We start from the raw sequence: 20,682 nt of genomic DNA on the forward strand, positions 1-20,682 counted from the left end.
CGCGATGTTCGATACCGTGCTCATCGCCAACCGTGGAGAGATCGCGCTGCGCATCCTGCGCGCCTGCCGCGGCCTCGGGCTCAGGACCGTCGTGGTGCATTCGGAGGCCGACCGCGACGCGGGCTACGTCTCGCAGGCGGACCAGGCCCTTTGCATCGGGCCGGCCGCGCCCGGCGACAGCTACCTCAACCAGTCGGCCATCCTCTTCGCCGCGGAAGTCAGCGGTGCGCAGGCCATCCATCCGGGCTACGGCTTTCTCTCGGAGAACGCGGGCTTCGCCGATCGCGTCGCGCAGGCCGGACTCGTCTTCATCGGCCCGAGCGCCGACTGCATCCGCACCATGGGCGACAAGGTGGCCGCCAAGCGCGCGATGCGGCTGGCCGGCGTGCCGTGCGTGCCCGGGCCGGACGAGGGCCTGCCGGACGACCCGGAAGCCGTCAAGGCACTGGCGCGCGATGTGGGCTACCCCGTCATCGTGAAGGCCGCAGGCGGTGGCGGCGGGCGCGGCATGCGCGTGGTGCACGACGAGGCCGCGCTGACGGAGGCGATGGCGCTGACGCGCGAAGAAGCGCGCCGCGCCTTCGGCAATCCGGAGGTCTACATCGAGAAGTTCCTGCTGCACCCGCGCCATGTCGAGATCCAGGTGCTCGCCGACAGCCACGGCCATGCGCTCTGGCTCGGCAGCCGCGACTGCTCGCTGCAGCGCCGCCATCAGAAGGTGATCGAGGAAGCACCCGCACCGGGCATCGACGAGGCACTGATCGCCGAAGTCGGCGAGCGCTGCGCGGCCGCGTGCCGGCAGATCGGCTACTGCGGCGTGGGTACGTTCGAATTCCTCTACGAGCGCGGCGCGTTCTATTTCATCGAGATGAACACGCGGCTGCAGGTCGAGCATCCGGTGACCGAGATGACCACCGGCATCGACATCGTGCAGCAGCAGATCCGCATGGCGCGCGGCGAGCATCTGTCGCTCGCGCAGGCCGACGTGCGCTGCCAGGGCCATGCGATCGAGTGCCGCATCAATGCGGAAGACCCGTCCAGCTTCGCGCCGTCGCCCGGCCGCATCACCGGCTGGCAAGTGCCCGGCGGCTTCGGCGTGCGCGTGGATTCGCATGCCGGCGCGGGCTATCGCGTGCCGCCGTACTACGACTCGATGATCGCCAAGCTGGTGGTGCAGGGTACGAGCCGCGACGACGCGCTCGACCGCATGCGGCTCGCGCTCGCCGAAATGCACATCGAAGGCATCGCGACCAACGTGCCGCTCCATCGCGAAATCCTGCGCGACGACGGATTTGCCGCCGGTGGCGTGGACATCCATCATCTCGAACGTTGGCTTCAGCAAAGGAGCACGACATGAATACGCAGGCGACCGCCCCGAAGACGCGCGCGACCGGCAAGGCGCCATCCGCGCAATCCGCGCCATCGGCCGGAACCATCAGTCTGCTCGGAACCACCGCGCTGCTGTTCGAGGCGCCCGGCGAGATGGCGCTGGCCTCGCAGCAGCGCATCTGGGCGCTCGCCCGCGAGGCGCAGGACTGGCCCGAAGTGCGCGAAGCGGTGCCGGGCATGAACAACCTGATGCTGACCTTCGAGCGGCCACCGCGCGATGCGAAGGCGCTCGCGGCGCTGGAGGCGCGCCTGCATGCGGCATGGGATGCGGCCGTCGCGCTGCCGCTGCAGGGCCGCGTGGTCGAGCTGCCCGTGGTCTACGGCGGCGAAGGCGGGCCGCACATGGCGGACGTGGTCTCGCACACCGGGCTCAGCGTGGACGAGATCGTCGAACTGCACAGCGCGCCGACCTATCCGGTCTACGCGCTCGGCAGCCATCCCGGCTACTGCTATCTCGGCGGCATGGACCCGCGCATCGCCACCCCGCGCCGCAAGGTGCCGGTGCTCAGCATTCCGGGCGGTGCGGTGTCGATCGGCGGCGCGCAGACCGGCGTGTCGGCCTCCGCCGGCCCGAGCGGGTGGAACACCATCGGAAGCACCTCGATGTGCTTCTTCGACCCCGCGCAGAACCCGCCCGCGCTGCTGCAGCCGGGCGACATGATCCGCTTTCGCGTGCAAGGAATCATCCGATGATCGAAGTCCTTTCCTCCGCCGCGCTCGCGACCGTGCAGGACGCGGGCCGCAAGGGCAGCCTGCGCTGGGGCGTGGGCACTTCGGGCGCCATGGACAACCTCGCACTCGCGGCCGGCAACCTGATGCTCGGCAATGACCCGAACGCGGCGGCCATCGAGGTGCCCGTGTTTCCGTTCAAGGTGCGCTTCGATGAAGACTGCGCTTTCGCGTTGACCGGCGCCGACTGCGCTGCGCGCCTGGACGACACGCCGCTGATGCCGTGGTGGGTGCACCAGGCCCACGCGGGCCAAGTGCTCACGCTCGGCCTGCCGCAAGGGGGTGCACAGCGCGGCAGCCGCGCGATGCTGTGCGTGGCCGGCGGCGTGGACGTGCCGGAAGTGCTGGGTTCGCGCAGCACGCAACTGCGCGGCGCCTTCGGCGGGCACGAAGGCCGCGCGCTGCGGCGCGGCGACGTGCTGCGTGCAGGTCGCGCGGGTGAAACCTGCCGCACCCACTTCGGCCTCGTTCCGCCTTCGTTGACGCTGCCGCTGCAGGTGGACGGCCTGCCGGCCGTGCGAGTGCTGCCGGCTGCCGAGTACCTCGGTTTCGAGAAGTCCTCGCGCGACGCCTTCTGGGCCGGCGAATGGAAGATCACCGCGCAGAGCGACCGCTACGGCTACCGCCTCGAAGGCGAGCCGCTGCAGCCGGTCGCGCCGATGGAGATCCGCTCGCACGGCATCGTGCCCGGCGTGATCCAGGTCCCGCACAGCGGGCAACCGATCATCCAGATGCGCGACGCGCAGCCTTCGGGCGGCTACCCCAAGTTCGGGACGGTCATCGAGGCCGACCTGTGGCGGCTCGGGCAGGCGCCGATCGGCAGCCGCATCCGCTTCGTCGAAGTCGGCTGGGCCGAGGCGGTCGCCGCGCTGGACGAGACCGAGGCCTGGCTCGGCAAGGTGAGCCGCGTCGTGGAACTCCACCGCAGCGCCCCGCAAAGGAACTGACATGCCGACTGCGGACGAACTCAAGCAGATGGCCGCGTGGCTGGCCGACACCGACATCGGGCTGCTGGAACTGCGCACGCCCGGCGGCAACATCCGGCTCAGCCGTGGGCCGGCTTCGGGCGAGATCGTGCAACTGGCTGACGACATGCCGGATGACGAGGCCGCGACCCCGCTGGCCCTCGCGAGCGCCCCGGGCGTCGGCGTGTTCCTGCATGCCCATCCGCTGCACGACAAGCCCGTCGTTCGCAAGGGAGGACGGGTGAAGGCGGGGCAGGCGCTCGGCCTTCTGCGGATCGGCCCGCTGCTCGTGCCGGTCACCGCGCCGGCCGCGGGGCAAGTGACCGGCGTGCGCGAGGAAACCGGCGCTGCCGTCGGCTACGGCAGCGCGCTCTTCGAACTGCGCGTCGACTGAACGCGCCAAGGACACTCACATGGACATCGATCTGAACGCCGACCTCGGCGAAGGCTTCGGCCCCTGGCGCATGGGCGAGGACGAAGCGCTGCTGGAGGTCGTCTCTTCCGCCAACATCGCGTGCGGCTTCCATGCCGGCGACCCGGTCATCATGAACCGCACCGTGCGCACGGCGGGAAGCAAGGGCGTGGACATCGGCGCGCATGTGGGTTTTCCCGACCTCATGGGCTTCGGTCGCCGGCAGATGCAGATCGACACCGCCGAACTCGCCACCTACGTGACCTACCAGCTCGGCGCGCTGGCCGGCATGGCGCGATCCGCCGGGCATCGCGTGACCCACATGAGCTTCCACGGCGCGCTGGGCAACATGGCCGCGGCGGATGCGGCGCTGGCGGAGCCGCTGGTGCGGGCGGTCGCGGACTTCGACCCCGACCTCATCATCAGTTCCTCCGCGAGCCGCGCGATCGAAGGCGCGGCCGAACGATGCGGCCTGCGCGTCGCCACCACCTTCCTGGCCGATCGGGCCTGCGACGACGATGGCCTGCTGGTGCCGCGCAAGCTGCCAGATTCGGTGATCCACGATCCCGAAGCGGTGCTGGCCCGGGTGCGGCAGTTGCTGGAAGACGGCACGGTCACCACCTACGGCGGCAAGCGGATCCCGATGAAGGCCCGTTCGATCCTGGTGCACGGCGACACGCCGGGCGCGGTCGCGCTGGCGCGCGCGGTGCGCGGCGTGGTCGAGTCCGCCGGCCGCGTGGTGCCGATCTCGCGGCAGCTCGCCCTGAACCCCTGACACCCCGGAGAACCCGGACATAAGGACGCCTTATCTCTCCACAGACATTCCGTCTTGGCGCCGATTCCCGCCGATCGATACAGTGAAATTTCATCAAGGAAAGAAGCAAAGATGCCGTTCTCCGATTACAAGACCGCACTCGTCACCGGCGCCTCGTCGGGCATCGGCGCCGCCGTCGTCGAGCGCCTCTGCAAGGAAGGTTTGCAGGTCCATGCGATCGCGCGCAGCGCCGGCAAGCTGGACGAACTCGCCGCGCGCACCGGCTGCATTCCCCACGCGCTGGACGTCGCCGACACCAAAGGCATCACGCGGCTCGCGAAGGAAGTGCCTTTCGACGTGCTCGTCAACAACGCGGGCGTCGATCGGCCGGGCTCGATCCTTGCGGCCGACGAGGAAGGCATCGATCTGCTGGTGGACGTGAACCTGCGCGCGGTGCTGCACCTTTGCCGGCTGGTGGTGCCGGGCATGGCGGCGCGCGATCGCGGCCATGTGGTCAACATCAGCTCGATCGCCGGCGCCTACAACTTCAACGGCAACAGCACCTATCACGCGACCAAGGCGGCGGTGAGCATGCTGTCGCGCCAGCTTCGCATCGACCTCTTCGGCAAGCGCGTGCGCGTCACGGAGATCTGTCCGGGTCGCGTCGCCACGGACATCTTCGCGCACGTGCACGGCGATTCCCAAGAGACCTACAAGCGCTTCGTCGAAGGCTTCGAATTGCCGCAGGCCGAGGACATCGCGAACGCCATCGCCTTCGCGATCGCCGCGCCGATCGCGGTGAACGTCGGCCACATGGAGATCACGCCGACGCTGCAGGTGCCGGGCGGACTCTCCACCACCCGGCCCCAAGAGGCGAAGGCCTGAGGCCCGGAGCCGCCAAGGCACGACACCCACGAAGGAGCGGACCATGAAAGACTTCGATCTACTCGCCGTCCTTCTGAAGCCCGAGTTCGGCGCCATGCTGCTGCATGGCGTGGAGATGACCCTGAAGATCGCCGCCGGATCGTGGCTCCTCGCGATGGCGATCGCGATCGTGCTGCTGATGGTGCGGCTCACGACCAACCGCATCGCCGAACGCGTGGTCGCCGCCTACATCTCCTACCACCGGAACGTCCCGACGCTGGTGCAGCTGATGTTCTGGTACTTCGGCATCTTCAGCGTGCTGCCCGATGCGGTGCAGGCCTGGCTCTCGGACCACAACGCAGAAGCGCTCATCTCGATCATCGCGCTCGGGCTGTGCCAGGCGGCGTACTTCAGCGAAGACATCCGCTCCGGCCTGCGTGCGATCCCCGCGGGGCAGGCCGAAGCGGCACGCGCACTGGGCCACGGCTACATCGGCTCGATGCGCCACGTCATCCTGCCGCAGGCGATGCGCAACGCGATTCCCGCGCTGGTCAACCACAGCGTGTCGCTCTTCAAGAACAGCAGCCTCGCGATGGCGATCGGCGTCGCCGAACTGACGCACGCGGTGAAGGAAGTGGAAAGCCAGAGCTTCCGCGCCTTCGAGGCCTACAGCGTCGCCACGGTGCTCTACCTCGTGCTGTCGCTGATCATCATGAGCATCGGCGCATGGGTTGCCCGGCGCTATCGCATCGCGGGGGCGAGGTAAGCCATGTACAGCATCTTCGAGATCCTTCGCGACAACTGGCTGCTGCTGCTCGTCGGCCAGTATCCGAACGGCCCGCTGGGCGGCATCTGCGCGACGCTGATTCTTTCCGTGCTCGGCATCCTGATGGCCTTCCCGCTCTCGGTGCTCCTGGCGCTGGCCCGGCTGTCGCCTTGGAAGGCGCTGAGCTGGCCGGCCGCGGTGCTGGTGTACGTGGTGCGCGGCGTGCCGCTGCTGATGGTGATCCTGTGGGTCTACTTCCTCGTGCCGCTCCTGATCGGGCGCGAGGTCTCCGGCTTCACGACCATGCTCTGCACGCTGGTGATCTACGAAGGCGCCTACCTGTCGGAGGTGGTGCGCGCCGGCATCCAGGCGCTGCCCAAGGGACAGGTCGAGGCGGCCCGTTCGCTGGGACACAGCCACCTCGGGACCATGTGGTACGTGATCCTCCCGCAGGCGCTCTACAACATGCTGCCGAGCATGCTCAGCCAGTTCATCTCCACGATCAAGGAGACGACGCTGGGTTACGTGATCAACGTGCAGGAACTGACCTTCGCCGCGAACCAGATCAACAACCAGTTGCTGACCAAGCCGTTCCAGGTGTTCTTCATCCTGGCCGTGACGTTCTACGTGGTGTGCTTCAGCCTCACGCAGCTGGCGCAGTGGGTGGAGCGGCGCATCGCCCACAAGCGGGCCGGCATGACAGCGGCCAAACCCGTCGAAGCGCAGAGCACGCTGCCGCCGACGGTCGCCACGAATCCGTGAGAGGCCGCGCACGACGGCACGATCGAACGACAAACCAGGAGACGGAAAGCATGACCCCCGACACCGCCCAACGCCGGCCGCCAGCGGCCGCAGAGGACTCCCCGATGATTCTGTTCTCCAACATCAACAAGTGGTACGGCGACTACCAGGCGCTCACCGACGTCAACGCCGAAGTCAAGCGCGGCGAGGTGGTCGTGGTCTGCGGCCCGTCGGGCTCGGGCAAGTCGACGCTGATCCGCACCGTCAACCGCCTGGAAGAGATCAAGTCGGGCCAGTTGCTCTTCGACGGCCACGACATCCATGCACCGATGGGTAGCGCCGCGCTGAACAAGCTGCGCAGCCGCATCGGCTTCGTGTTCCAGAGCTTCAACCTGTTCCCGCACCTGTCGGTGCTCGAGAACATCATGCTGTCGCCGACGCGCGTGCTGGGTGTGAAGCGCGCGGTGGCTCGCGACAAGGCAATGCAACTGCTCGAACGCGTGGGGCTCGCCAACAAGGCGGGTGCCTATCCCGCGCAGCTCTCGGGCGGCCAGCAGCAGCGCGTGGCGATCGCGCGCGCCCTCGCGATGGAACCGCCCGCGATGCTGTTCGACGAGCCCACCAGCGCGCTCGACCCCGAGATGGTCGGCGAAGTGCTCTCGGTCATGCGCGGCCTCGCCAACGAGGGCATGACCATGATGTGCGTCACGCACGAGATGAACTTCGCGCGCGAGGTCGCGGACCGCGTCTGGTTCATGGATGCCGGCCAGATCCTGGAGAAAGCCGAGCCCAAGGAGTTCTTCTGCAATCCGCAGCATCCGCGCGCGAAGCGCTTCCTGTCCGATCTGCGCGCGCATTGAGGCGCCGCGCATTCCATCTTTCACAGCAAACCACGTCACCTGGAGTTCATCATGTCGAAGAAGACTGCGATCCGTCTGGCCGTCATCGGCTGCAGCTTGTCCGCACTCGCCGTGTTCGCGCACGCGGACCAATGGGACGAGATCAGCCAGCGCAAGGAACTGAAATGCGGCACCTTCGCGGACGTTCCGCCTTTCGCCGCGCCCGATCCAAAGACGCGCGAGATGGTCGGCTTCGACGTCGACCTGTGCAATGCGCTCGCGAAGCAGCTCGGCCTGACCGCGAAGGTCACGCCGCTGTCGGTGGAAGCACGCGTGCCGGAGGTCAAGCTCGGGCGCGTCGACGTCACGGTCGCGAACCTCGCCTACACCAAGAGCCGCGGTGAGCAGATCCAGTTCAGCGACCCGTACTACATCGCCAAGGAAATGCTCGCGGTGAAGGCCTCCGACCCCGGCACGACCAAGGCCGACTTCAAGGGCAAGCGCCTGAGCTCGACGAAGGGCTCGACCTCCGAGCTGTCGATCAAGATGAACGGCTCCGAGCCCGTGACCTTCCAGGACACCGGCTCGGCGTTCATGGCGGTGCAGCAGAACAAGTCCGTCGGCATGGTGGCGAACACCATGACCATCACCAAGCTGGTCAACCAGTCGAAGACCTCGGGCGTCGAGCTCAAGATGATCAAGGAGCCGATGGTCTACCAGCCGATCGGCATCGGCATGAAGAAGGACGAGCCGGTGCTGCTGTCCAAGGTGAACGCCGCGCTCTACGCGCTCGACAAGTCGGGCGAGATCGACAGGCTGTGGGCCAAGTGGCTCGGGCCGAACACCGAGTACAAGCTCACGCGGGACGAGAAGGTGACGCCTCTGGCGGACCTGAAGTTCGAGCTGCTGCCCTGAGCGGCCGGTGCCCTCTAGGTTCGTCTGCCTAGCCAGATCGAGGGCGGCTTGAGACATACTCGCCGGCTCCGCCCTCAACATTTGGCCGCAAGCGCCGATAGACACGAGCAAGCCTTGCTGCGCGTGCAACGTCGGACGTCGGCAAGGTGCGTGCAACTCACGCGACCGCTCCATGAACCTGCGAAGACTCCAGATCACCGGTCCCTTCGGCTCGCCCTATCGGCTGGGCGGGGTCATGAACATCCTTGATGGCGAGGCCCTGCTGGGCACGATCGACCCGGTGCCGGTGAGCAACGGTGGCAGCGTGGTCCACATCGAGCACTTCCGTCCCGCCACGATGGTGAGCGATGCGCAGATCCACATCGGGCGCCTGATCTTCCTGGAGATCTGCCAGTTCCTGGCCGACGGCTTCCAGCAGGTCCAGACCGTGAGCTTCACCTTCACGCGCCGTGTGGACATCCTCGGCGGCGGCTCGCAGCAAGCGGCCGCGCGCGCGGAGACGATGGAGCGCATCGGCGCAGTCGGCGTGAGCATCACGCCCCATGCGATGGCGGGCCACTTCGTGGTGTCCGGGCAATGGCACTACAACCGCGAGAACCTCCGGGCGCTCGGCGTGGTGCTGGTGGAGGAGCGCCTGCGCTATACGAAGTGGGCGTTGCAGGCGCGGCCGGCACCGGGGGTGCTGAAGGGCTTGCGCAGCCTGCTGGTGCGTTAGCCGAGCAGCATTTGCACCCGCGCCCTCAGCGCCGGAATCACCTCCTCCTCGAACCACGGATTGCGGCGCAGCCAGAGGTTGTTGCGCGGGCTCGGATGGGGCAGGGGGAGCATTGCGGGCCAATGCTCGCGCCACGCGCGGACCGTCTCGGTCACCCCCGCGCCGGCGCCGTGCCCGAGGTGCCAGGCCTGTGCGTATTGGCCGATCACCAGCGTCAGGCGGATGTTCGGCAACCCGGCGAGCACGCGGTCGCGCCAGGCGGTGGCGCACTCCGGCCGGGGTGGCAGGTCGCCCGAGGCGCCAGTGCCCGGATAGCAGAAGCCCATCGGCACGACGGCGATCAGGGTCGGGTCGTAGAAGGTCTCCCTGTCGATGCCCATCCAGAGGCGCAGACGATCGCCGCTCGCGTCGTCGAAGGGGATGCCGCTGTGGTCCACCTTTCTCCCCGGCGCCTGGCCCGCGACGAGGATGCAGGCGGCGCGATGGACCTGCAACACGGGCCTCGGCGGATGCGGCAGGTTCGGCGCGCACAGGGTGCACGCGCGGATGTCGCGCAGCAGCGGTGCAAGGCCCCGGGCGGTCACGGTCTGAACAACCGGTAGATCCGGTCGTGGAAGTCCGCGGGAAAGCGCCAGTAGCGCGCCCCGCCCGCCGTGAGCTGTTCGTCCAGCCCGCGCCGGGGCGGCGGTGCGTTCAGCACGAACTGCGCGAGCATGTCGCCGCTGACCCACGGGTCGTCGTACCAGAAGGCATGCGAGTTCTCCGGCAGGTTGGGGATGTCCTTCGGATCGACGCGGATCAGGTCGAAGCGCAGCTTGCGCGAGGCGTCCACGAGGAAGCGGGTCTGCGTCTCGTCGAGCTCGGTCACGTCGGGGCGCCCAGCGCGCGAGGCCCGGCCGACGATCGCGGCGAAGCGCAGGACCGAATCGTTGAGGTTGGCCGCGATGCTCACGCGCTCGATGACGTCGATGTAGCCGCCCAGCTCGTCGACGAACCGGCGCGTGTCGATGTCGGGCGCGGTGAAGTAGATCTGCCCGAGCCGCAGGCGCTTCTGGAGCTGTTCGCGCGACTCTCCAGGGCGGGGCGTTCCCAGGCGCACCAGCGCGGGGCTCAGCACCTGCGCACCGGCGCTGTAGGCCAGCACGTCGATCTTCGAGGCGCTCGTGTTCTCGGCGAGCAGCTCGACCATGCGCGCAAAGGGTTCGACCGAGGCCTCCGCGTTGCTGACGTCTGTGAGATAGCGAAGGATCGACCCGGCCGAAGGCCACATGAACACCAGCACCACCATGCGCCGGCCCGTGAAGTGCCGGAACTGCGCCGCCTGCGCTGCCGCGCGCGGCACGGTGTTGTTGGAGCCGTGCACGTAGATCAGCAGCTCGCTGTTCGGACTCGCGGCCAGCGCCTGGTTCACCATCGTGAAGAAGGCCTTGGCATCGGGCGAGTCCTTCACCGCCTCGCCGGAACGCAGCTTCGCCATCTGCTCCAGACGCTGCAGGTGGACGATCGGCCGCTCATCCGGGTCGGTGCTCGTCGAGAGGCGGTGCAGCGTCTCCCAGTCCAGCGTCTCGTCGCCGACGCGAACGTGCGCGGTGCCCATGCGCAGGTCGTCGCTCGGCACGATGGTGTGGATCGGGTCCGGGTGCTCGATCAGCGCCACGCGGTTGGTGGCGTAGAACACCGGCACCTCGGTGGTCTGGAGCTTGGCGCCGATCTTCTCGAAGGGGTCGACGTCGCCGTTGCTGAAGGACGCGGGCGTCGGCATGAGCCGCACCGGCGCATGGCAGGCCGCGAGCAGTCCCGCCAGGAGCACCGCGCAGACGGTTCTTGCCGCGCTCCCGAGGCGCCCCGTGTCGCGTGCTCCTGTGGCGATCGAGTCGGGGGCGTGCGCGGCGGTCATACTCGAAAGGGATGGCAGGCGTGGATGGCTGGTGGAGGGCGCCTGCCGCGCGACAGGCGCCGGACCCTTTCGCGAGTATAGGGAGCGGCCCCCGCGCCGCGTTTCAGCCGACGAAGGCGCCCTGTGCGTTCAGGAGCGTCTGGCTCACGAAGCTGCTCGCGCGGCCGCCGTCCGCGTACTCGATGCGCCAGCCGTCGACATCGATCGACCGGCGGCGCTGGAACTCCGCGAGTACCTTGGCGCGCGACGGGTTCGCGCCCGTGCCCGCGATCACCTGCGCCGCATAGCGGCCGGCGAGATAGCCGGCCAGGCTGACCGGCGTGGGCGCCTCGTCGAACAGGCGCTGGAGTGCGTCGCGATACGCACGCACCACCGGCACCTTGCTGGAGCGCGGGTTGGGCACGACCTGCGTGAAGATGATCGGCACCGATTTGCCGGGGTTGAGCTGCAGGAAGGTGTTGGTGTCGACATCGGCCAGGCACACCACGTAGCGCTGCATGCGGCGGCGGCTCAGGCCCTGCGTGAACTGCGCGAGCTCGATGCCCGCGCCCATGAAGACGAGGAAGAAGGGCGCGTCGGGGCGCAGTTGCGATGCATAGGCCGCCGGGTCCTGCCCGGCCGGGATGGTCAGCGTGCGCAGCCTGATCTTCAGCCGGCCGCCGATCGCCTCGGTGCTGGCGCGGAGGGCTTCGGCGCGCGCCGGGTTCGGGTACACCATGCCGAGTTCGGAAACGCCCATTTCGGCGAGGTTCCTGAGCACGTAGCGGATCTGGTCCTCGCGCGAGGCGAAGAGGCTGAACACGTGCGGATCGCGGTCGAACTGCGAATCGGCCAGCCACGGCGCGACATGGGCGATGTCCAGCTTCGCGGCGGCGGCCTCCCGGAAGCTCGACAGGGCCAGCGCCTCGCCCACCGTGCCCAGCAGGGCTACCTGCGCGGGGTCGTTCCTGACGAGCTGGATCGCATTGCGCGCCGAGACGTCCGTGCCGTCGGTCTCCACCGTGGAAAGCTGCGGCGCGGCGATGTTGGCCTTGCGCAGTTCGGCGAAGGCGAGGCGGATGCCGGTCGCGTAGTCCCGGGAGAACTCCTGCTGGTCCGGCGACATGTCGAGCAGCTGCGTGACGCGCGGACCGGCGCCGTCGGGGGGACGTGACTGGGCGAAAGAGCGCATCGGGGCGCCGGTGACGGCGCATGCAGCAGTGGCGGCCGAGGCCTGGAGGAGGCGGCGGCGCGAGAGAGGTTGCGGTGGATTCATGCGGCGCGAGGCTAGGAGGCGCGCATGACAGGACTGCGTCCGGCCACCTTCGCTGCGTGAAATAGGTCACGCATGCCAAAGGATTCGTTCGCGGCAGGCCGGAATCGAAGGTGAAGGTGCCCTCAATAGAGAGCAGATCGTGGCGCTGCTGCCCGCTACGCCGCGCCGCTGCGACGGAGCAGCTCGCCGCGCACGTCCTTCTTCAGCACCTTGCCCACTTTGGAGCGCGGCAGGTTGGGCCAGATCTCCACCTGCTTGGGCGCCTTCACGCTGCCGATGCGCGCCTTGACGAAGGCCTGGATCTCGGCGGCATCGACGTGCTTGCCCGTGCGCGGCTGAATCACCGCCACTACGCGTTCGCCCCACTTGTCGTCGGGCAGGCCGACCACCGCGCTGTCCTGCACGTCGGGGTGTTGCATCAATGCCTGCTCGACCTCGACCGAATAGACGTTGAAGCCGCCGCTGATGATCATGTCCTTCGCGCGGTCGACGATGTGGAGGAAGTTGTCGGCATCGAGGTAGCCGATGTCGCCGGTGTGGTGCCAGCCGTGCCGCGAGGCTTCGGCGGTGGCCTCCGCGTCCTTGTAGTAGCCGGCCATGACGAGCGAGCTGCGCACCACGATCTCGCCGGTCTCGCCGCGCGGGAGCAGGCGGCCGTCGCCATCCATCATCGCGACCTGCACCAGCGGGCCAGGCCGGCCAGCAGAGGAGAGGCGCTCGCGCGCGACCGATCCGTCGGCGTGGAAGTGATCGCGCGGAGGCATCATCGAGATCATCATTGGCGCCTCGGTCTGGCCGAAGAGCTGCGCCATCACCGGCCCGACCTTCGTGAGCGCCTCTTCGAGCCGCGCGGCCGAGATCGGCGCCGCGCCATACCAGAAGCACTGCAGCGAATCGAGCTTCGTCGCCGCGAGCCTCTCGTGCGCGAGCAGCATGTAGATCAGCGTCGGTGGCAGGAAGGTGTGCGTGACCGCGTGATGCTCGATCGCCGCGAGGAAATCGCCGATCTCGGGCTTCGGCAGGATCACGATGCGTCCGCCGAGCGTCATCACCGGCAGGCACAGCACGCCGGCCGCATGCGTCAGCGGCGCGAGCGCGAGATAGACCGGCCGGCCGTCGAAGGGGTAGCCCATCAGCGTCAGCGCCGACATCGTCTCCAGGTTGCGGCCGGTCAGCATCACGCCCTTGGGGCGGCCGGTGGTGCCGCCGGTGCCGGCGATCATCGCGACGTCATCGGGCGGTTCGACCTGCAAGGGTTCGTCCGGCACGCCTTCGAGCCAGTCGCTGCACGATGGCGCGATCTCGCACGCGCGGTCGAGGCAGACCAGCGTCTTCAGCTTGGGCAGCTGCGCACGCATCTGCTCGACCATCGGGAGATACGTGCTGTGGAAGATCAGCGCCGCGCAGTCGAAGGCGTCGAGCACATAGCTGTTCTCGGCCGCCTCGTTGCGCGGATTGATCGGGCACCACACCGCGCCCGCGCGCGAGATGCCGAACACGCAGGCGAAGGCGTGCGCGTCGTTGCCCGACAGCACCGCGACCTTGTCGCCGGGCGCGATGCCCGAGTGCTGAAGCGCGCGTGCGACCCGGTGGCTGATGCGCTGCACCTGCGCATAGCTCAGGTCCTGCCCGTTCATCGTGAGGCAGGGCGCATCGGCGCCGAGCTGCGCGCCCTTGTCGAGGTAGTCGGTCAGCCGCATGGTGGTTCAGGAGCGGGTCAGCACCGGGTCCATCACCAGGCCGAAGGTCTTCAGGGCGCCGAGCAGTTCGCGGTGGCCGAAGGCCTGGCAGCCCGACGCGAAGCCCGCGCGTCGTGGCGGCTGCTGCAGCAGCGAGTAGGCCGCGAACGCCTGCAGCAGGCCGGTCTGCTTGTAGTTGCAATGGCCATGGATGACGCAGTGCGCGCGCCCCATCGGGCCCGAGGCGTGGACCGAATCGAGCGAGCGGTTCAGCCGCGGGTTCTCGCGCGGCGGCATGGTGTTCATCACGCTCGCGGCCGTCTGTGCCAGCGCGGCGTAGCGGTCGTCGTCTTTCATGCCTTCGGTCGCTTTCAGCGCCGCGGCGACGATCTGAGGCACCCCCAGCATCAGCGGCCGATTGAACACGCCGCCGAGCACCTTCACGTTGGCCACGCGCGGATCGCGCTTGAACCAAACCGGGTGCGAGGTGCCGCCCCACGGCAGCGCCAGCGCGAGTTCGTGCTGGCCGGGAATCGCCAGCTGGTAGAGGCCGGCATCGGCGGGCCATTCGACGTACTGCTTCTGCTCGAGGTAGTAGGCCTTCGAGGTCGCCGCGTTGACGAGGATCGTCTGGGTCGAGGCGATCGTCGGGCTGCCACCCCAGAACACCGCGATGTCCAGCGTGTCGAGCCCCGGCTCTTCGAGGCACAACTGCGCCGCGATCTCGCCGGTGGTGTACATCTGCGCGAGGCCGGGCGACAGCAGCAAGCCCGCGGATGCGAACTGCGCGCCGTACTCGCGTTCGAGCGTGATCAGCCAGTCCTGCTCGCCGGTGGTGTCGGTGTAGTGGCACTTCGCCGCGAGGCAGGCCTGCACCACCTCGTGGCCGAACTTCGCGAACGGGCCGACGGTGTTCAGCACCACGGACGCGCCGCTGAAGAGCTTCGTCAGTGCGTCGGTGGTGTGCTGCACCTCGACCACCTCGAAGCTCGCGGTCTCGATGCCGGGCACGTTGCTTTTCATCGCGTCGTTCAGCTTCTCCGCGCTGCGACCGGCCGCAATGAAGGGGATGCCGTATTCGCGCAGGTATTCGCACACCAGGCGCCCGGTGTAGCCGGAGGCGCCGTAGACGATGACGGGTTTCTTGCTGCTGCTCATGCGTGTCTCCTGTGTGGATCGGAAGCTGCTACATGCCCATGCCGCCATCGACCGGCAGGCCGATGCCGGTGATGAAGCGGGCGGCATCGGAGCAGAGGAACACGACCGCATCGGCCATGTCGCCGACTTCGCCGAGACGGCCCAGCGGCGTTTGCCCGATCACATCGCCCACCGCCGCCTCCACGCTCGGCGCGAGGCCGGCGGCCACGATGTCGTTGGCGAGCTTCATGCCCATCTCGGTCGGCACGAGGCCGGGATAGACGCAGTTCACGCGAACGCCGTAGCCGAGCTTGCCCGACTCGTTGGCCGCAATGCGCGTCATGCGGTCGACGGCGGACTTGGTGGCCGAATAGCCGGCGATCGCGGGGAAGGCGATGGTCGCGGCCACCGAGGCGATGTTGACGATCGAGCCACCTTTGCCCGCCGCGCCGCCCGGCTTCATCGCACGGAATGCGTGCTTGATGCCGAGCAGCGTGCCGACCGCGTTGACGTCGAACATGCGACGCAGGTCCTCGGCTTTCACGTCGATCACGAGCGAGGTGATCTCGATGCCGGCGTTGTTGACGAGCAGATCGAAGGAGCCGAGCTCCTTTACCGTGGCGGCGACGGCGGCTTCCCAGTCGCTGTCGCTCGTGACGTCGAGCTTCACGAAGCGGGCGGTCGCGCCGCCTGAGGTGAGCGTCTGCGCGGTTTCCTGTCCCAGGTCGGTGAGCACGTCGCCGATCATCACCGACGCGCCGGCGTCGGTCAGTGCCTTGGCAATCGCGGCACCGATGCCGCGCGCGGCACCGGTGACCAGGGCCTTTCGGCCGGTCAGGTCGATCTTCGTCATGTCTTGTCTCCGGTTGTGATTTACGAGTCGGGGAAAAACGAAGCGCAGGCCATGCTAGGAGTGGCCTTGACACGTGTCAAGAAAAAACTGGGCATATGTCAAACACATCCTCTGTGCTATCTTTTCGCGCGATGGAACGCATTGCCCGCTCACAGGTCGACAAGTTTTCGCAGCGCCGCGCCGAGCTTGGCGAAGCCACTCTGCAGACGCTCGCATCGCTCGGCTACGCGCGCACCAGCCTGCGCGAGATCGCACAGAACTCCGAGTATTCGCACGGTGTTCTGCACTACTACTTCAAGGACAAGGTGGACCTGATCCTGTGCAGCGTGCGCCAGTACAAGTCGGTGTGCGTCAAGCGCTACGACCGGGTGGTCGAGGAGGCCACCGGCTTCGAGGAACTGATGGAAGGCTTCCTCGATGCGCTCGGCGCGACGGTGCGCGACGAGGCGCCGCTGCATCGCCTGTGGTATGACCTGCGCTCGCAGTCGCTCTTCGAGGATGCGTTCCGCGCAGACGTCGCCGAGATCGACAAGAGCCTCGAGCGCATGGTCTGGCGCATCATGGTGCGCTTCTCCGAGCTGGGCGGCCGGGCGCTGGCGGTGCCGCCGGGCGTGGCCTATGCGGTGTTCGACGGCCTCTTCCAGCAGTGCCTGCTCCGGCACCTCAACGGCGACAAGCGCGCGGTCGCCACGATGCAGAAGCACGTGCGCGTTGCGATCCTGCAATTGCTCGGCGAGCCGCAGCTGTCGCACTGAGCGGCCCCCGGACGCCGCAACGAGATCCCATGAACCCGCTTGTCGGCGCGCTTCTTCTCTGTGCCGTCTGCGCCCTGTACGGCTGCGCCGGCAGCCCGTCGCCACGAAGCTATCCGGTCTGCGCGACGGACCCCGGGGGCTACGCCTGCCAGATCGAGCGCTACCAGAACGTCGACTGAGCAGGCGCCCCGCGCCTCACTGCGCGGCGATGTTCGCGACCTTCATCATCTTCTCGGTCAGCGAGATCTCCGATGCCAGGTTGCGGGCGTATTCATCGGACTGGCTGGCCACGACCTCGGCGCCGTTGGCCTCCAGCCTGGCTCGCACGGCAGGGTCGGCCAGTGCCTGCTGAAGTGCCTGCGAGACACGCTGCACGACCGGCTTCGGCGTGCCGGCCGGCAGGGACAGCCCGCCGAAGGACACCAGCGTCACGCCCGCGATGCCCGCCTCGGCGAGGGTCGGCACGTCGGGCAGGCGCGGATTGCGCGTCGGGGCAGTTACCGCCAGCGCCTTGAGCTTGCCTGCGTTGATGTGCGGCAGCGAGACCGAGCTGATGGTGAGCGCGAAATCCACCTGCTTGCCCAGCACCGCGTTCGCCGATTCCGATGCGCCCTTGTAAGGCACGTGAAGCGCCTGCGCCCCGGCGCTCTTGAGGATGAGCTCGGCGCCCATGTGCGCCGGCGTGCCCACGCCGCCGGAGGCGTACGACAGCTTGCCCGGCTGCTGGCGCATGCGCTCGACGAGCGCCTTCGTGCTGTCGATGTCCGAATCGCCCGAGACCACCAGCACCACGTCCGAGCGGGTGATCCCGCCCACGTGGATGAAGTCCTTCATGACGTCGTAGCCCGGCTTGCGGTACATGCGCATGTTGGTCGCCATCGGCGTGGCGGAATACACCCAGGTGTAGCCGTCGGCCGGTGCGCGCGCCGCGATCTGTGCGCCGAGGTTGCCGGCGGCGCCGCCCCGGTTCTCGATCACCACGGGCTGCTTGAGGATCTGCGACATCGCCTCGGCGGCGATGCGCACCGTGATGTCGGGCGCGGTGCCCGCGAGGTAGGGCACGATCCACTTGATCGGCCGCGAGGGGTAGTCCTGCGCCCAGCCGGAGCCCGCCAGCGCGAGGCCGGCGGCTGCCAGCAGCAGGCTGCGTCTGTTGAGTGTCTGCATGCTTGTCTCCTGTCTCATGTTCGAGTGTGTGCTGTTCAGCGCACCGCCGCGCCCAGCAATTCGCGCGCGATCGTGTTGCGCTGGATCTCGCTGGTGCCGGTCAGCACGCGGTACATGCGCAGCAGCCGGAAGAGAAATTCCACGCGACTGCCCTGCACGATGCCTTCGCCGCCATGCACCTGCACCGCACGGTCGGCGATGCGGAAGGCGGTTTCGGAGCAGAACAGTTTCGCCATCGAGGCTTCGGCGCGCGCGTCCGTACCGGCATCGAGGCTGCGGGCCACGCTGAGCATCAGCGCGCGCGCTGCCGCCAGCTCGGTCGCCATGTCCGCGAGCAGATGCTGCACCGCCTGGAAGGCGCCGATCGGTTGCCCGAACTGGCGGCGCTTTCCCGCGTAGGCCAGCGAATCTTCCAGCGCAAGCCGCGCAAGGCCCAGCATCGCCGGGCAATGCAACAGGCGGTTGACCGTGATGCGCCCCAGCGCCAGTGCGAGGCCGCGGCCGCGCTCGCCGATCTGATTGGCCGCCGGAATGCGGCAGCCGGTCAGCACGATGTTGCCGGTGTGGGACTGGCCCGCCATCGTCTTGTAGCCGGCTTCCACGCGGAAGCCCGGGCGGTCGCGCTCGACGAAGAAGGCGGTGGTTTCCCGCACCGCGGGATCGTCGCTGGTGGAGCAGATGATCACCGCGAAGTCGCAGAAGGGCGATCCGGAGATGAAGCGCTTGGTGCCGTCGAGTACGAACTCGTCGCCATCCCTCACCGCGCGCGTCTGCAGGGCACCGGCGTCGGAGCCGGCCTCCGGCTCGGTGATCGCGAAGCAGATCGCCTTCTCGGCGCGCGCCACCGGGAGGATGAAGCGCTCCATCTGGTCCGGCGTCGCCTGCCTGGCCAAAGCGCCCACGCGCGGCGGTCCGGTCAGTTCGCCCAGCACGTGCGGCGCAAAAGGCGAGCCGCTCGCGTAGATGGATTCCTTGACCAGCGCGTGGTCGACCACGCTGAAGCCCGCGCCGCCGAGCGCCTTGGGCAAGGTCATGCCGTAGAAGCCGAGATCGCGCGACCGCTTCCACACCTGCTCCAGCAGCGCGCGCGGCGCGCCGTTCTCGGAGTCGATGCCGTGCTCTTTGGCCAGGGGGTGCAGTTCGTCGCGGATGAACGTGTCGAGCCGGGCGATGAAGTCGCGCGCTGCGTCGGAGCCCTCGAAGGGCGGCATGGGCGCGCGAAGCGCCGGCATGTGGGTGGTGGTTGCATCCATCGCGGGGCTCCTCAGTTCACGCGGCGCTCGCGGCCGCGCCAATAGTGTTCGCGCACATCCTTGCGGGACAGCTTGCCGTTCGCGTTCTTCGGCAGTTGCGCAACGAAGTCCACCGAGCGAGGGCGCTTGAAGTCCGCCAGCCGGCCGCGGCAGAAGTCCATGATGTGGCCGATGTCCGCCTCGGCGCCGTCGCGCAGCACGACGACCGCCTTGACCGTTTCGCCCCAGTGGTCGTCGGGCACGCCGACCACGCACACCTCGTAGATCGCCGGGTGCTGCGCCAGCACCGACTCGACCTCGCTCGGGTAGATGTTGAATCCGCCGGAGACCAGCATCTCCTTCTTGCGGTCGACGATGTAGATGTAGCCCCGGTCGTCCACGCGCGCGAGATCGCCGGTGTGCAGCCAGCCGGCGGCGTCGAGCGCCTGCGCGGTCTGGTCGGGCGCGCGCCAGTAGCCCGCGAACACATCGGGACCGCGCACGCAGATCTCGCCGATGGCGTCGCCGCTGACCGGCTGGCCCGCGTCGTCGAGCACCTGCACGTCGGACTCGCAGAACGGACGTCCGCACGCGGAGAGCAAGGCCTCGTTGCCGCCTTCGATGGCCGCCGCATGATCGGCGATGCAGAGCCCGACGACGCCACCGGTGGTTTCGCCCGCGCCATAGCCTTGCGCGAGTACCGGCCCGAACGCGGCCCACGCTTCGCGGATGCGCGACGGCGACATCGGCGCGGCGCCGTAGCTCAACAGCCGCAGGCTGGACAGATCGCGCCCGCGAAGGCTCGGCTCGGCCAGCAGCGCGTAGATCATCGCGGGCACCAGGAAGGCCATGGTGACGCGGTGCTTCTCGATCGCATCGAGGTACTCGGCCGGACGGAAGCCTTCCATCAGCAGGATCGTCGCGCCCTGGTAGAGCACGGGCTGGATGAACATGCCGCTGGCATGCGTGATCGGGCCGGAGAGCATCAGCACGTCGCCGGGTTGCGCATGCATGCGGCCCATCACGTTCTTGCGCAGCGACGCGAAGCGGTTGCCCACCGTCTGCATCGCGGCCTTGAGCTTGCCGGTGGAGCCCGAGGTGTAGTGCAGCACGGCGAGTTCGTCGGGCTTCATCTCCTCGTGCATGTGGGCGTCGGACGCGCCGGCGAGAACGGCTTCGTAGTGGAGCCAGCCGCCCTTGTCGCTTTCCGGCGTGGGGTCGAACGCGATCCGGTGCTGCAGGGAAGGCGCACCGGCGGCGGCCTCGTCGACCATGCCGCGATGCTCGGGACCGGCCAGGCAGAGGGCGGGTTCGGCGTTGCCGAGCGCATCGGCCAGTTCCTGCGGCGCGAGGCGCGAGTTGAGCGCGACCTTCACCAGCCCGGCCTTGTAGAGCGCGCATTCGAGTTCCACGATTTCCGGCCGGTTGGGCGACACCACCGCCACGCGATCGCCGCGCTGGAGGCCGAGTGCCTTCAGCGCATGCGCCAGCCGGTTGGAGCGCAGCTCCAACTCGCGGTAGCTGAGCGCGCGGTCGCGGAACAGCACGGCGGGGCGGTCGCCCCATTGGCGCGCGCCGCGCGCAAGGTACATGCCGAGGTTCATGGGCGGGCCTCCGG

22 protein-coding genes and 1 pseudogene are annotated in these 20,682 nt (G+C 68.4%); 13 read left to right on the forward strand and 10 right to left on the reverse strand.

The features are described from left to right. Nucleotides 1–4: 4 nt before the first annotated feature. The 11 genes from accC to WKW77_RS05170 all read left to right on the forward strand — a co-directional run bounded on the left by accC (nt 5) and on the right by WKW77_RS05170 (nt 9,089). Nucleotides 5–1,357: an acetyl-CoA carboxylase biotin carboxylase subunit gene (accC, locus tag WKW77_RS05120; RefSeq protein WP_340355762.1), complete on the forward strand. Its 1,353-nt coding sequence runs from the start codon at nt 5–7 to the stop codon at nt 1,355–1,357. Beyond that, nucleotides 1,354–2,082, forward strand: coding sequence for a 5-oxoprolinase subunit PxpB (gene pxpB, locus WKW77_RS05125; RefSeq protein WP_340355763.1), 729 nt, complete (start codon nt 1,354–1,356; stop codon nt 2,080–2,082). Before accC ends, pxpB begins: the two co-directional genes overlap by 4 nt. Continuing rightward, a complete protein-coding gene (locus WKW77_RS05130; RefSeq protein WP_340355764.1) occupies nt 2,079–3,065 on the forward strand; it encodes a 5-oxoprolinase subunit C family protein in 987 nt (328 codons plus the stop codon). The genes pxpB and WKW77_RS05130 overlap by 4 nt, the downstream gene beginning before the upstream one ends. Before the next feature lies 1 nt (nt 3,066). Continuing rightward, a complete protein-coding gene (locus tag WKW77_RS05135; RefSeq protein WP_340355765.1) occupies nt 3,067–3,477 on the forward strand; it encodes an acetyl-CoA carboxylase biotin carboxyl carrier protein in 411 nt (136 codons plus the stop codon). 19 nt (nt 3,478–3,496) lie between these two features. Beyond that, complete coding sequence (locus WKW77_RS05140) at nt 3,497–4,270, forward strand: LamB/YcsF family protein (RefSeq protein WP_340355766.1); 774 nt, start codon at nt 3,497–3,499, stop codon at nt 4,268–4,270. A 111-nt stretch (nt 4,271–4,381) separates the two neighbouring features. Continuing rightward, a complete protein-coding gene (locus WKW77_RS05145; protein ID WP_340355767.1) occupies nt 4,382–5,134 on the forward strand; it encodes an SDR family oxidoreductase in 753 nt (250 codons plus the stop codon). Between the two features lie 43 nt (nt 5,135–5,177). Continuing rightward, nucleotides 5,178–5,879, forward strand: coding sequence for an amino acid ABC transporter permease (locus WKW77_RS05150; RefSeq protein WP_340355768.1), 702 nt, complete (start codon nt 5,178–5,180; stop codon nt 5,877–5,879). 3 nt (nt 5,880–5,882) lie between these two features. Then, nucleotides 5,883–6,641 carry an amino acid ABC transporter permease gene (locus WKW77_RS05155; protein ID WP_340355769.1) on the forward strand — a complete coding sequence of 253 codons (759 nt, stop codon included), beginning with the start codon at nt 5,883–5,885 and terminating at the stop codon, nt 6,639–6,641. A 104-nt stretch (nt 6,642–6,745) separates the two neighbouring features. Next, nucleotides 6,746–7,480 carry an amino acid ABC transporter ATP-binding protein gene (locus tag WKW77_RS05160; RefSeq protein WP_340356193.1) on the forward strand — a complete coding sequence of 245 codons (735 nt, stop codon included), beginning with the start codon at nt 6,746–6,748 and terminating at the stop codon, nt 7,478–7,480. Nucleotides 7,481–7,531: 51 nt separating this feature from the next. Beyond that, on the forward strand, nt 7,532–8,374 hold the full coding sequence (locus WKW77_RS05165; RefSeq protein ID WP_340355770.1) for an ABC transporter substrate-binding protein: 843 nt from the start codon (nt 7,532–7,534) through the stop codon (nt 8,372–8,374). A gap of 172 nt (nt 8,375–8,546) precedes the next feature. Continuing rightward, nucleotides 8,547–9,089, forward strand: a complete 543-nt coding sequence (locus WKW77_RS05170; protein ID WP_340355771.1) for a hypothetical protein — start codon at nt 8,547–8,549, stop codon at nt 9,087–9,089. On the opposite strand, the gene WKW77_RS05175 is transcribed toward WKW77_RS05170, so the two are convergent. From WKW77_RS05175 to WKW77_RS05200, 7 genes and pseudogenes are all read right to left on the reverse strand, one after another. Next, on the reverse strand, nt 9,086–9,724 hold the full coding sequence (locus WKW77_RS05175) for a uracil-DNA glycosylase family protein (protein ID WP_422823150.1): 639 nt from the start codon (nt 9,722–9,724) through the stop codon (nt 9,086–9,088). The two genes, WKW77_RS05170 and WKW77_RS05175, sit on opposite strands and share 4 nt — an antisense overlap. After that, on the reverse strand, nt 9,670–10,986 hold the full coding sequence (locus WKW77_RS05180; RefSeq protein ID WP_340355773.1) for an alpha/beta hydrolase: 1,317 nt from the start codon (nt 10,984–10,986) through the stop codon (nt 9,670–9,672). The genes WKW77_RS05175 and WKW77_RS05180 overlap by 55 nt, the downstream gene beginning before the upstream one ends. Before the next feature lie 103 nt (nt 10,987–11,089). Then, on the reverse strand, nt 11,090–12,157 hold the full coding sequence (locus WKW77_RS05185) for a type 1 periplasmic-binding domain-containing protein (RefSeq protein ID WP_340355774.1): 1,068 nt from the start codon (nt 12,155–12,157) through the stop codon (nt 11,090–11,092). After that, nucleotides 12,158–12,241: pseudogene (locus WKW77_RS34980) on the reverse strand (twin-arginine translocation signal domain-containing protein); the annotation flags it as partial. A gap of 155 nt (nt 12,242–12,396) precedes the next feature. Continuing rightward, nucleotides 12,397–13,941 (reverse strand): acyl-CoA synthetase, encoded by a 1,545-nt coding sequence (locus tag WKW77_RS05190; protein WP_340355775.1) that lies wholly within the window; start codon nt 13,939–13,941, stop codon nt 12,397–12,399. Nucleotides 13,942–13,947: 6 nt separating this feature from the next. Next, on the reverse strand, nt 13,948–15,078 hold the full coding sequence (locus tag WKW77_RS05195; RefSeq protein ID WP_340355776.1) for a DUF5938 domain-containing protein: 1,131 nt from the start codon (nt 15,076–15,078) through the stop codon (nt 13,948–13,950). 28 nt (nt 15,079–15,106) lie between these two features. Then, the gene (locus WKW77_RS05200; RefSeq protein ID WP_340355777.1) at nt 15,107–15,910 is read right to left on the reverse strand and encodes an SDR family NAD(P)-dependent oxidoreductase; all 804 of its coding nucleotides are present in this window, start codon (nt 15,908–15,910) and stop codon (nt 15,107–15,109) included. A gap of 131 nt (nt 15,911–16,041) precedes the next feature. On the opposite strand from WKW77_RS05200, the gene WKW77_RS05205 reads away from it, so the two are divergent. Together WKW77_RS05205 and WKW77_RS05210 are read left to right on the forward strand one after the other, a co-directional pair. Beyond that, nucleotides 16,042–16,665: a TetR/AcrR family transcriptional regulator gene (locus tag WKW77_RS05205; protein ID WP_340355778.1), complete on the forward strand. Its 624-nt coding sequence runs from the start codon at nt 16,042–16,044 to the stop codon at nt 16,663–16,665. A 29-nt stretch (nt 16,666–16,694) separates the two neighbouring features. Beyond that, nucleotides 16,695–16,844, forward strand: coding sequence for a hypothetical protein (locus tag WKW77_RS05210; protein ID WP_340355779.1), 150 nt, complete (start codon nt 16,695–16,697; stop codon nt 16,842–16,844). A gap of 16 nt (nt 16,845–16,860) precedes the next feature. Here WKW77_RS05210 and WKW77_RS05215 read toward each other — a convergent pair whose 3' ends face one another. The 3 genes from WKW77_RS05215 to WKW77_RS05225 are packed head-to-tail and all read right to left on the reverse strand — an operon-like array spanning nt 16,861 to nt 20,668. Continuing rightward, nucleotides 16,861–17,832, reverse strand: coding sequence for a Bug family tripartite tricarboxylate transporter substrate binding protein (locus tag WKW77_RS05215; protein WP_340355780.1), 972 nt, complete (start codon nt 17,830–17,832; stop codon nt 16,861–16,863). A gap of 35 nt (nt 17,833–17,867) precedes the next feature. After that, complete coding sequence (locus WKW77_RS05220; protein ID WP_340355781.1) at nt 17,868–19,085, reverse strand: acyl-CoA dehydrogenase family protein; 1,218 nt, start codon at nt 19,083–19,085, stop codon at nt 17,868–17,870. Nucleotides 19,086–19,096: 11 nt separating this feature from the next. Then, nucleotides 19,097–20,668: an AMP-binding protein gene (locus WKW77_RS05225; protein ID WP_340355782.1), complete on the reverse strand. Its 1,572-nt coding sequence runs from the start codon at nt 20,666–20,668 to the stop codon at nt 19,097–19,099. Nucleotides 20,669–20,682: the final 14 nt, after the last annotated feature.

Source organism: Variovorax ureilyticus, from assembly GCF_037889935.1.
GTDB classification, from domain to species: domain Bacteria; phylum Pseudomonadota; class Gammaproteobacteria; order Burkholderiales; family Burkholderiaceae_C; genus Variovorax; species Variovorax ureilyticus.

What these genes read in the sequence shown, in the direction of transcription:
- pxpB (WP_340355763.1), top strand. Translation starts at nt 1,354, where the DNA reads ATGAATACGCAGGCGACCGCCCCGAAGACGCGCGCGACCGGCAAGGCG.
- WKW77_RS05165 (WP_340355770.1), top strand. Translation starts at nt 7,532, where the DNA reads ATGTCGAAGAAGACTGCGATCCGTCTGGCCGTCATCGGCTGCAGCTTG.
- WKW77_RS05140 (WP_340355766.1), top strand. Translation starts at nt 3,497, where the DNA reads ATGGACATCGATCTGAACGCCGACCTCGGCGAAGGCTTCGGCCCCTGG.
- accC (WP_340355762.1), top strand. Translation starts at nt 5, where the DNA reads ATGTTCGATACCGTGCTCATCGCCAACCGTGGAGAGATCGCGCTGCGC.
- WKW77_RS05135 (WP_340355765.1), top strand. Translation starts at nt 3,067, where the DNA reads ATGCCGACTGCGGACGAACTCAAGCAGATGGCCGCGTGGCTGGCCGAC.
- WKW77_RS05205 (WP_340355778.1), top strand. Translation starts at nt 16,042, where the DNA reads ATGGAACGCATTGCCCGCTCACAGGTCGACAAGTTTTCGCAGCGCCGC.
- WKW77_RS05180 (WP_340355773.1), bottom strand. Translation starts at nt 10,986, where the DNA reads ATGACCGCCGCGCACGCCCCCGACTCGATCGCCACAGGAGCACGCGAC.
- WKW77_RS05155 (WP_340355769.1), top strand. Translation starts at nt 5,883, where the DNA reads ATGTACAGCATCTTCGAGATCCTTCGCGACAACTGGCTGCTGCTGCTC.
- WKW77_RS05170 (WP_340355771.1), top strand. Translation starts at nt 8,547, where the DNA reads ATGAACCTGCGAAGACTCCAGATCACCGGTCCCTTCGGCTCGCCCTAT.
- WKW77_RS05190 (WP_340355775.1), bottom strand. Translation starts at nt 13,941, where the DNA reads ATGCGGCTGACCGACTACCTCGACAAGGGCGCGCAGCTCGGCGCCGAT.
- WKW77_RS05145 (WP_340355767.1), top strand. Translation starts at nt 4,382, where the DNA reads ATGCCGTTCTCCGATTACAAGACCGCACTCGTCACCGGCGCCTCGTCG.
- WKW77_RS05160 (WP_340356193.1), top strand. Translation starts at nt 6,746, where the DNA reads ATGATTCTGTTCTCCAACATCAACAAGTGGTACGGCGACTACCAGGCG.
- WKW77_RS05195 (WP_340355776.1), bottom strand. Translation starts at nt 15,078, where the DNA reads ATGAGCAGCAGCAAGAAACCCGTCATCGTCTACGGCGCCTCCGGCTAC.
- WKW77_RS05185 (WP_340355774.1), bottom strand. Translation starts at nt 12,157, where the DNA reads ATGCGCTCTTTCGCCCAGTCACGTCCCCCCGACGGCGCCGGTCCGCGC.
- WKW77_RS05215 (WP_340355780.1), bottom strand. Translation starts at nt 17,832, where the DNA reads ATGCAGACACTCAACAGACGCAGCCTGCTGCTGGCAGCCGCCGGCCTC.
- WKW77_RS05200 (WP_340355777.1), bottom strand. Translation starts at nt 15,910, where the DNA reads ATGACGAAGATCGACCTGACCGGCCGAAAGGCCCTGGTCACCGGTGCC.
- WKW77_RS05130 (WP_340355764.1), top strand. Translation starts at nt 2,079, where the DNA reads ATGATCGAAGTCCTTTCCTCCGCCGCGCTCGCGACCGTGCAGGACGCG.
- WKW77_RS05225 (WP_340355782.1), bottom strand. Translation starts at nt 20,668, where the DNA reads ATGAACCTCGGCATGTACCTTGCGCGCGGCGCGCGCCAATGGGGCGAC.
- WKW77_RS05210 (WP_340355779.1), top strand. Translation starts at nt 16,695, where the DNA reads ATGAACCCGCTTGTCGGCGCGCTTCTTCTCTGTGCCGTCTGCGCCCTG.
- WKW77_RS05150 (WP_340355768.1), top strand. Translation starts at nt 5,178, where the DNA reads ATGAAAGACTTCGATCTACTCGCCGTCCTTCTGAAGCCCGAGTTCGGC.
- WKW77_RS05220 (WP_340355781.1), bottom strand. Translation starts at nt 19,085, where the DNA reads ATGGATGCAACCACCACCCACATGCCGGCGCTTCGCGCGCCCATGCCG.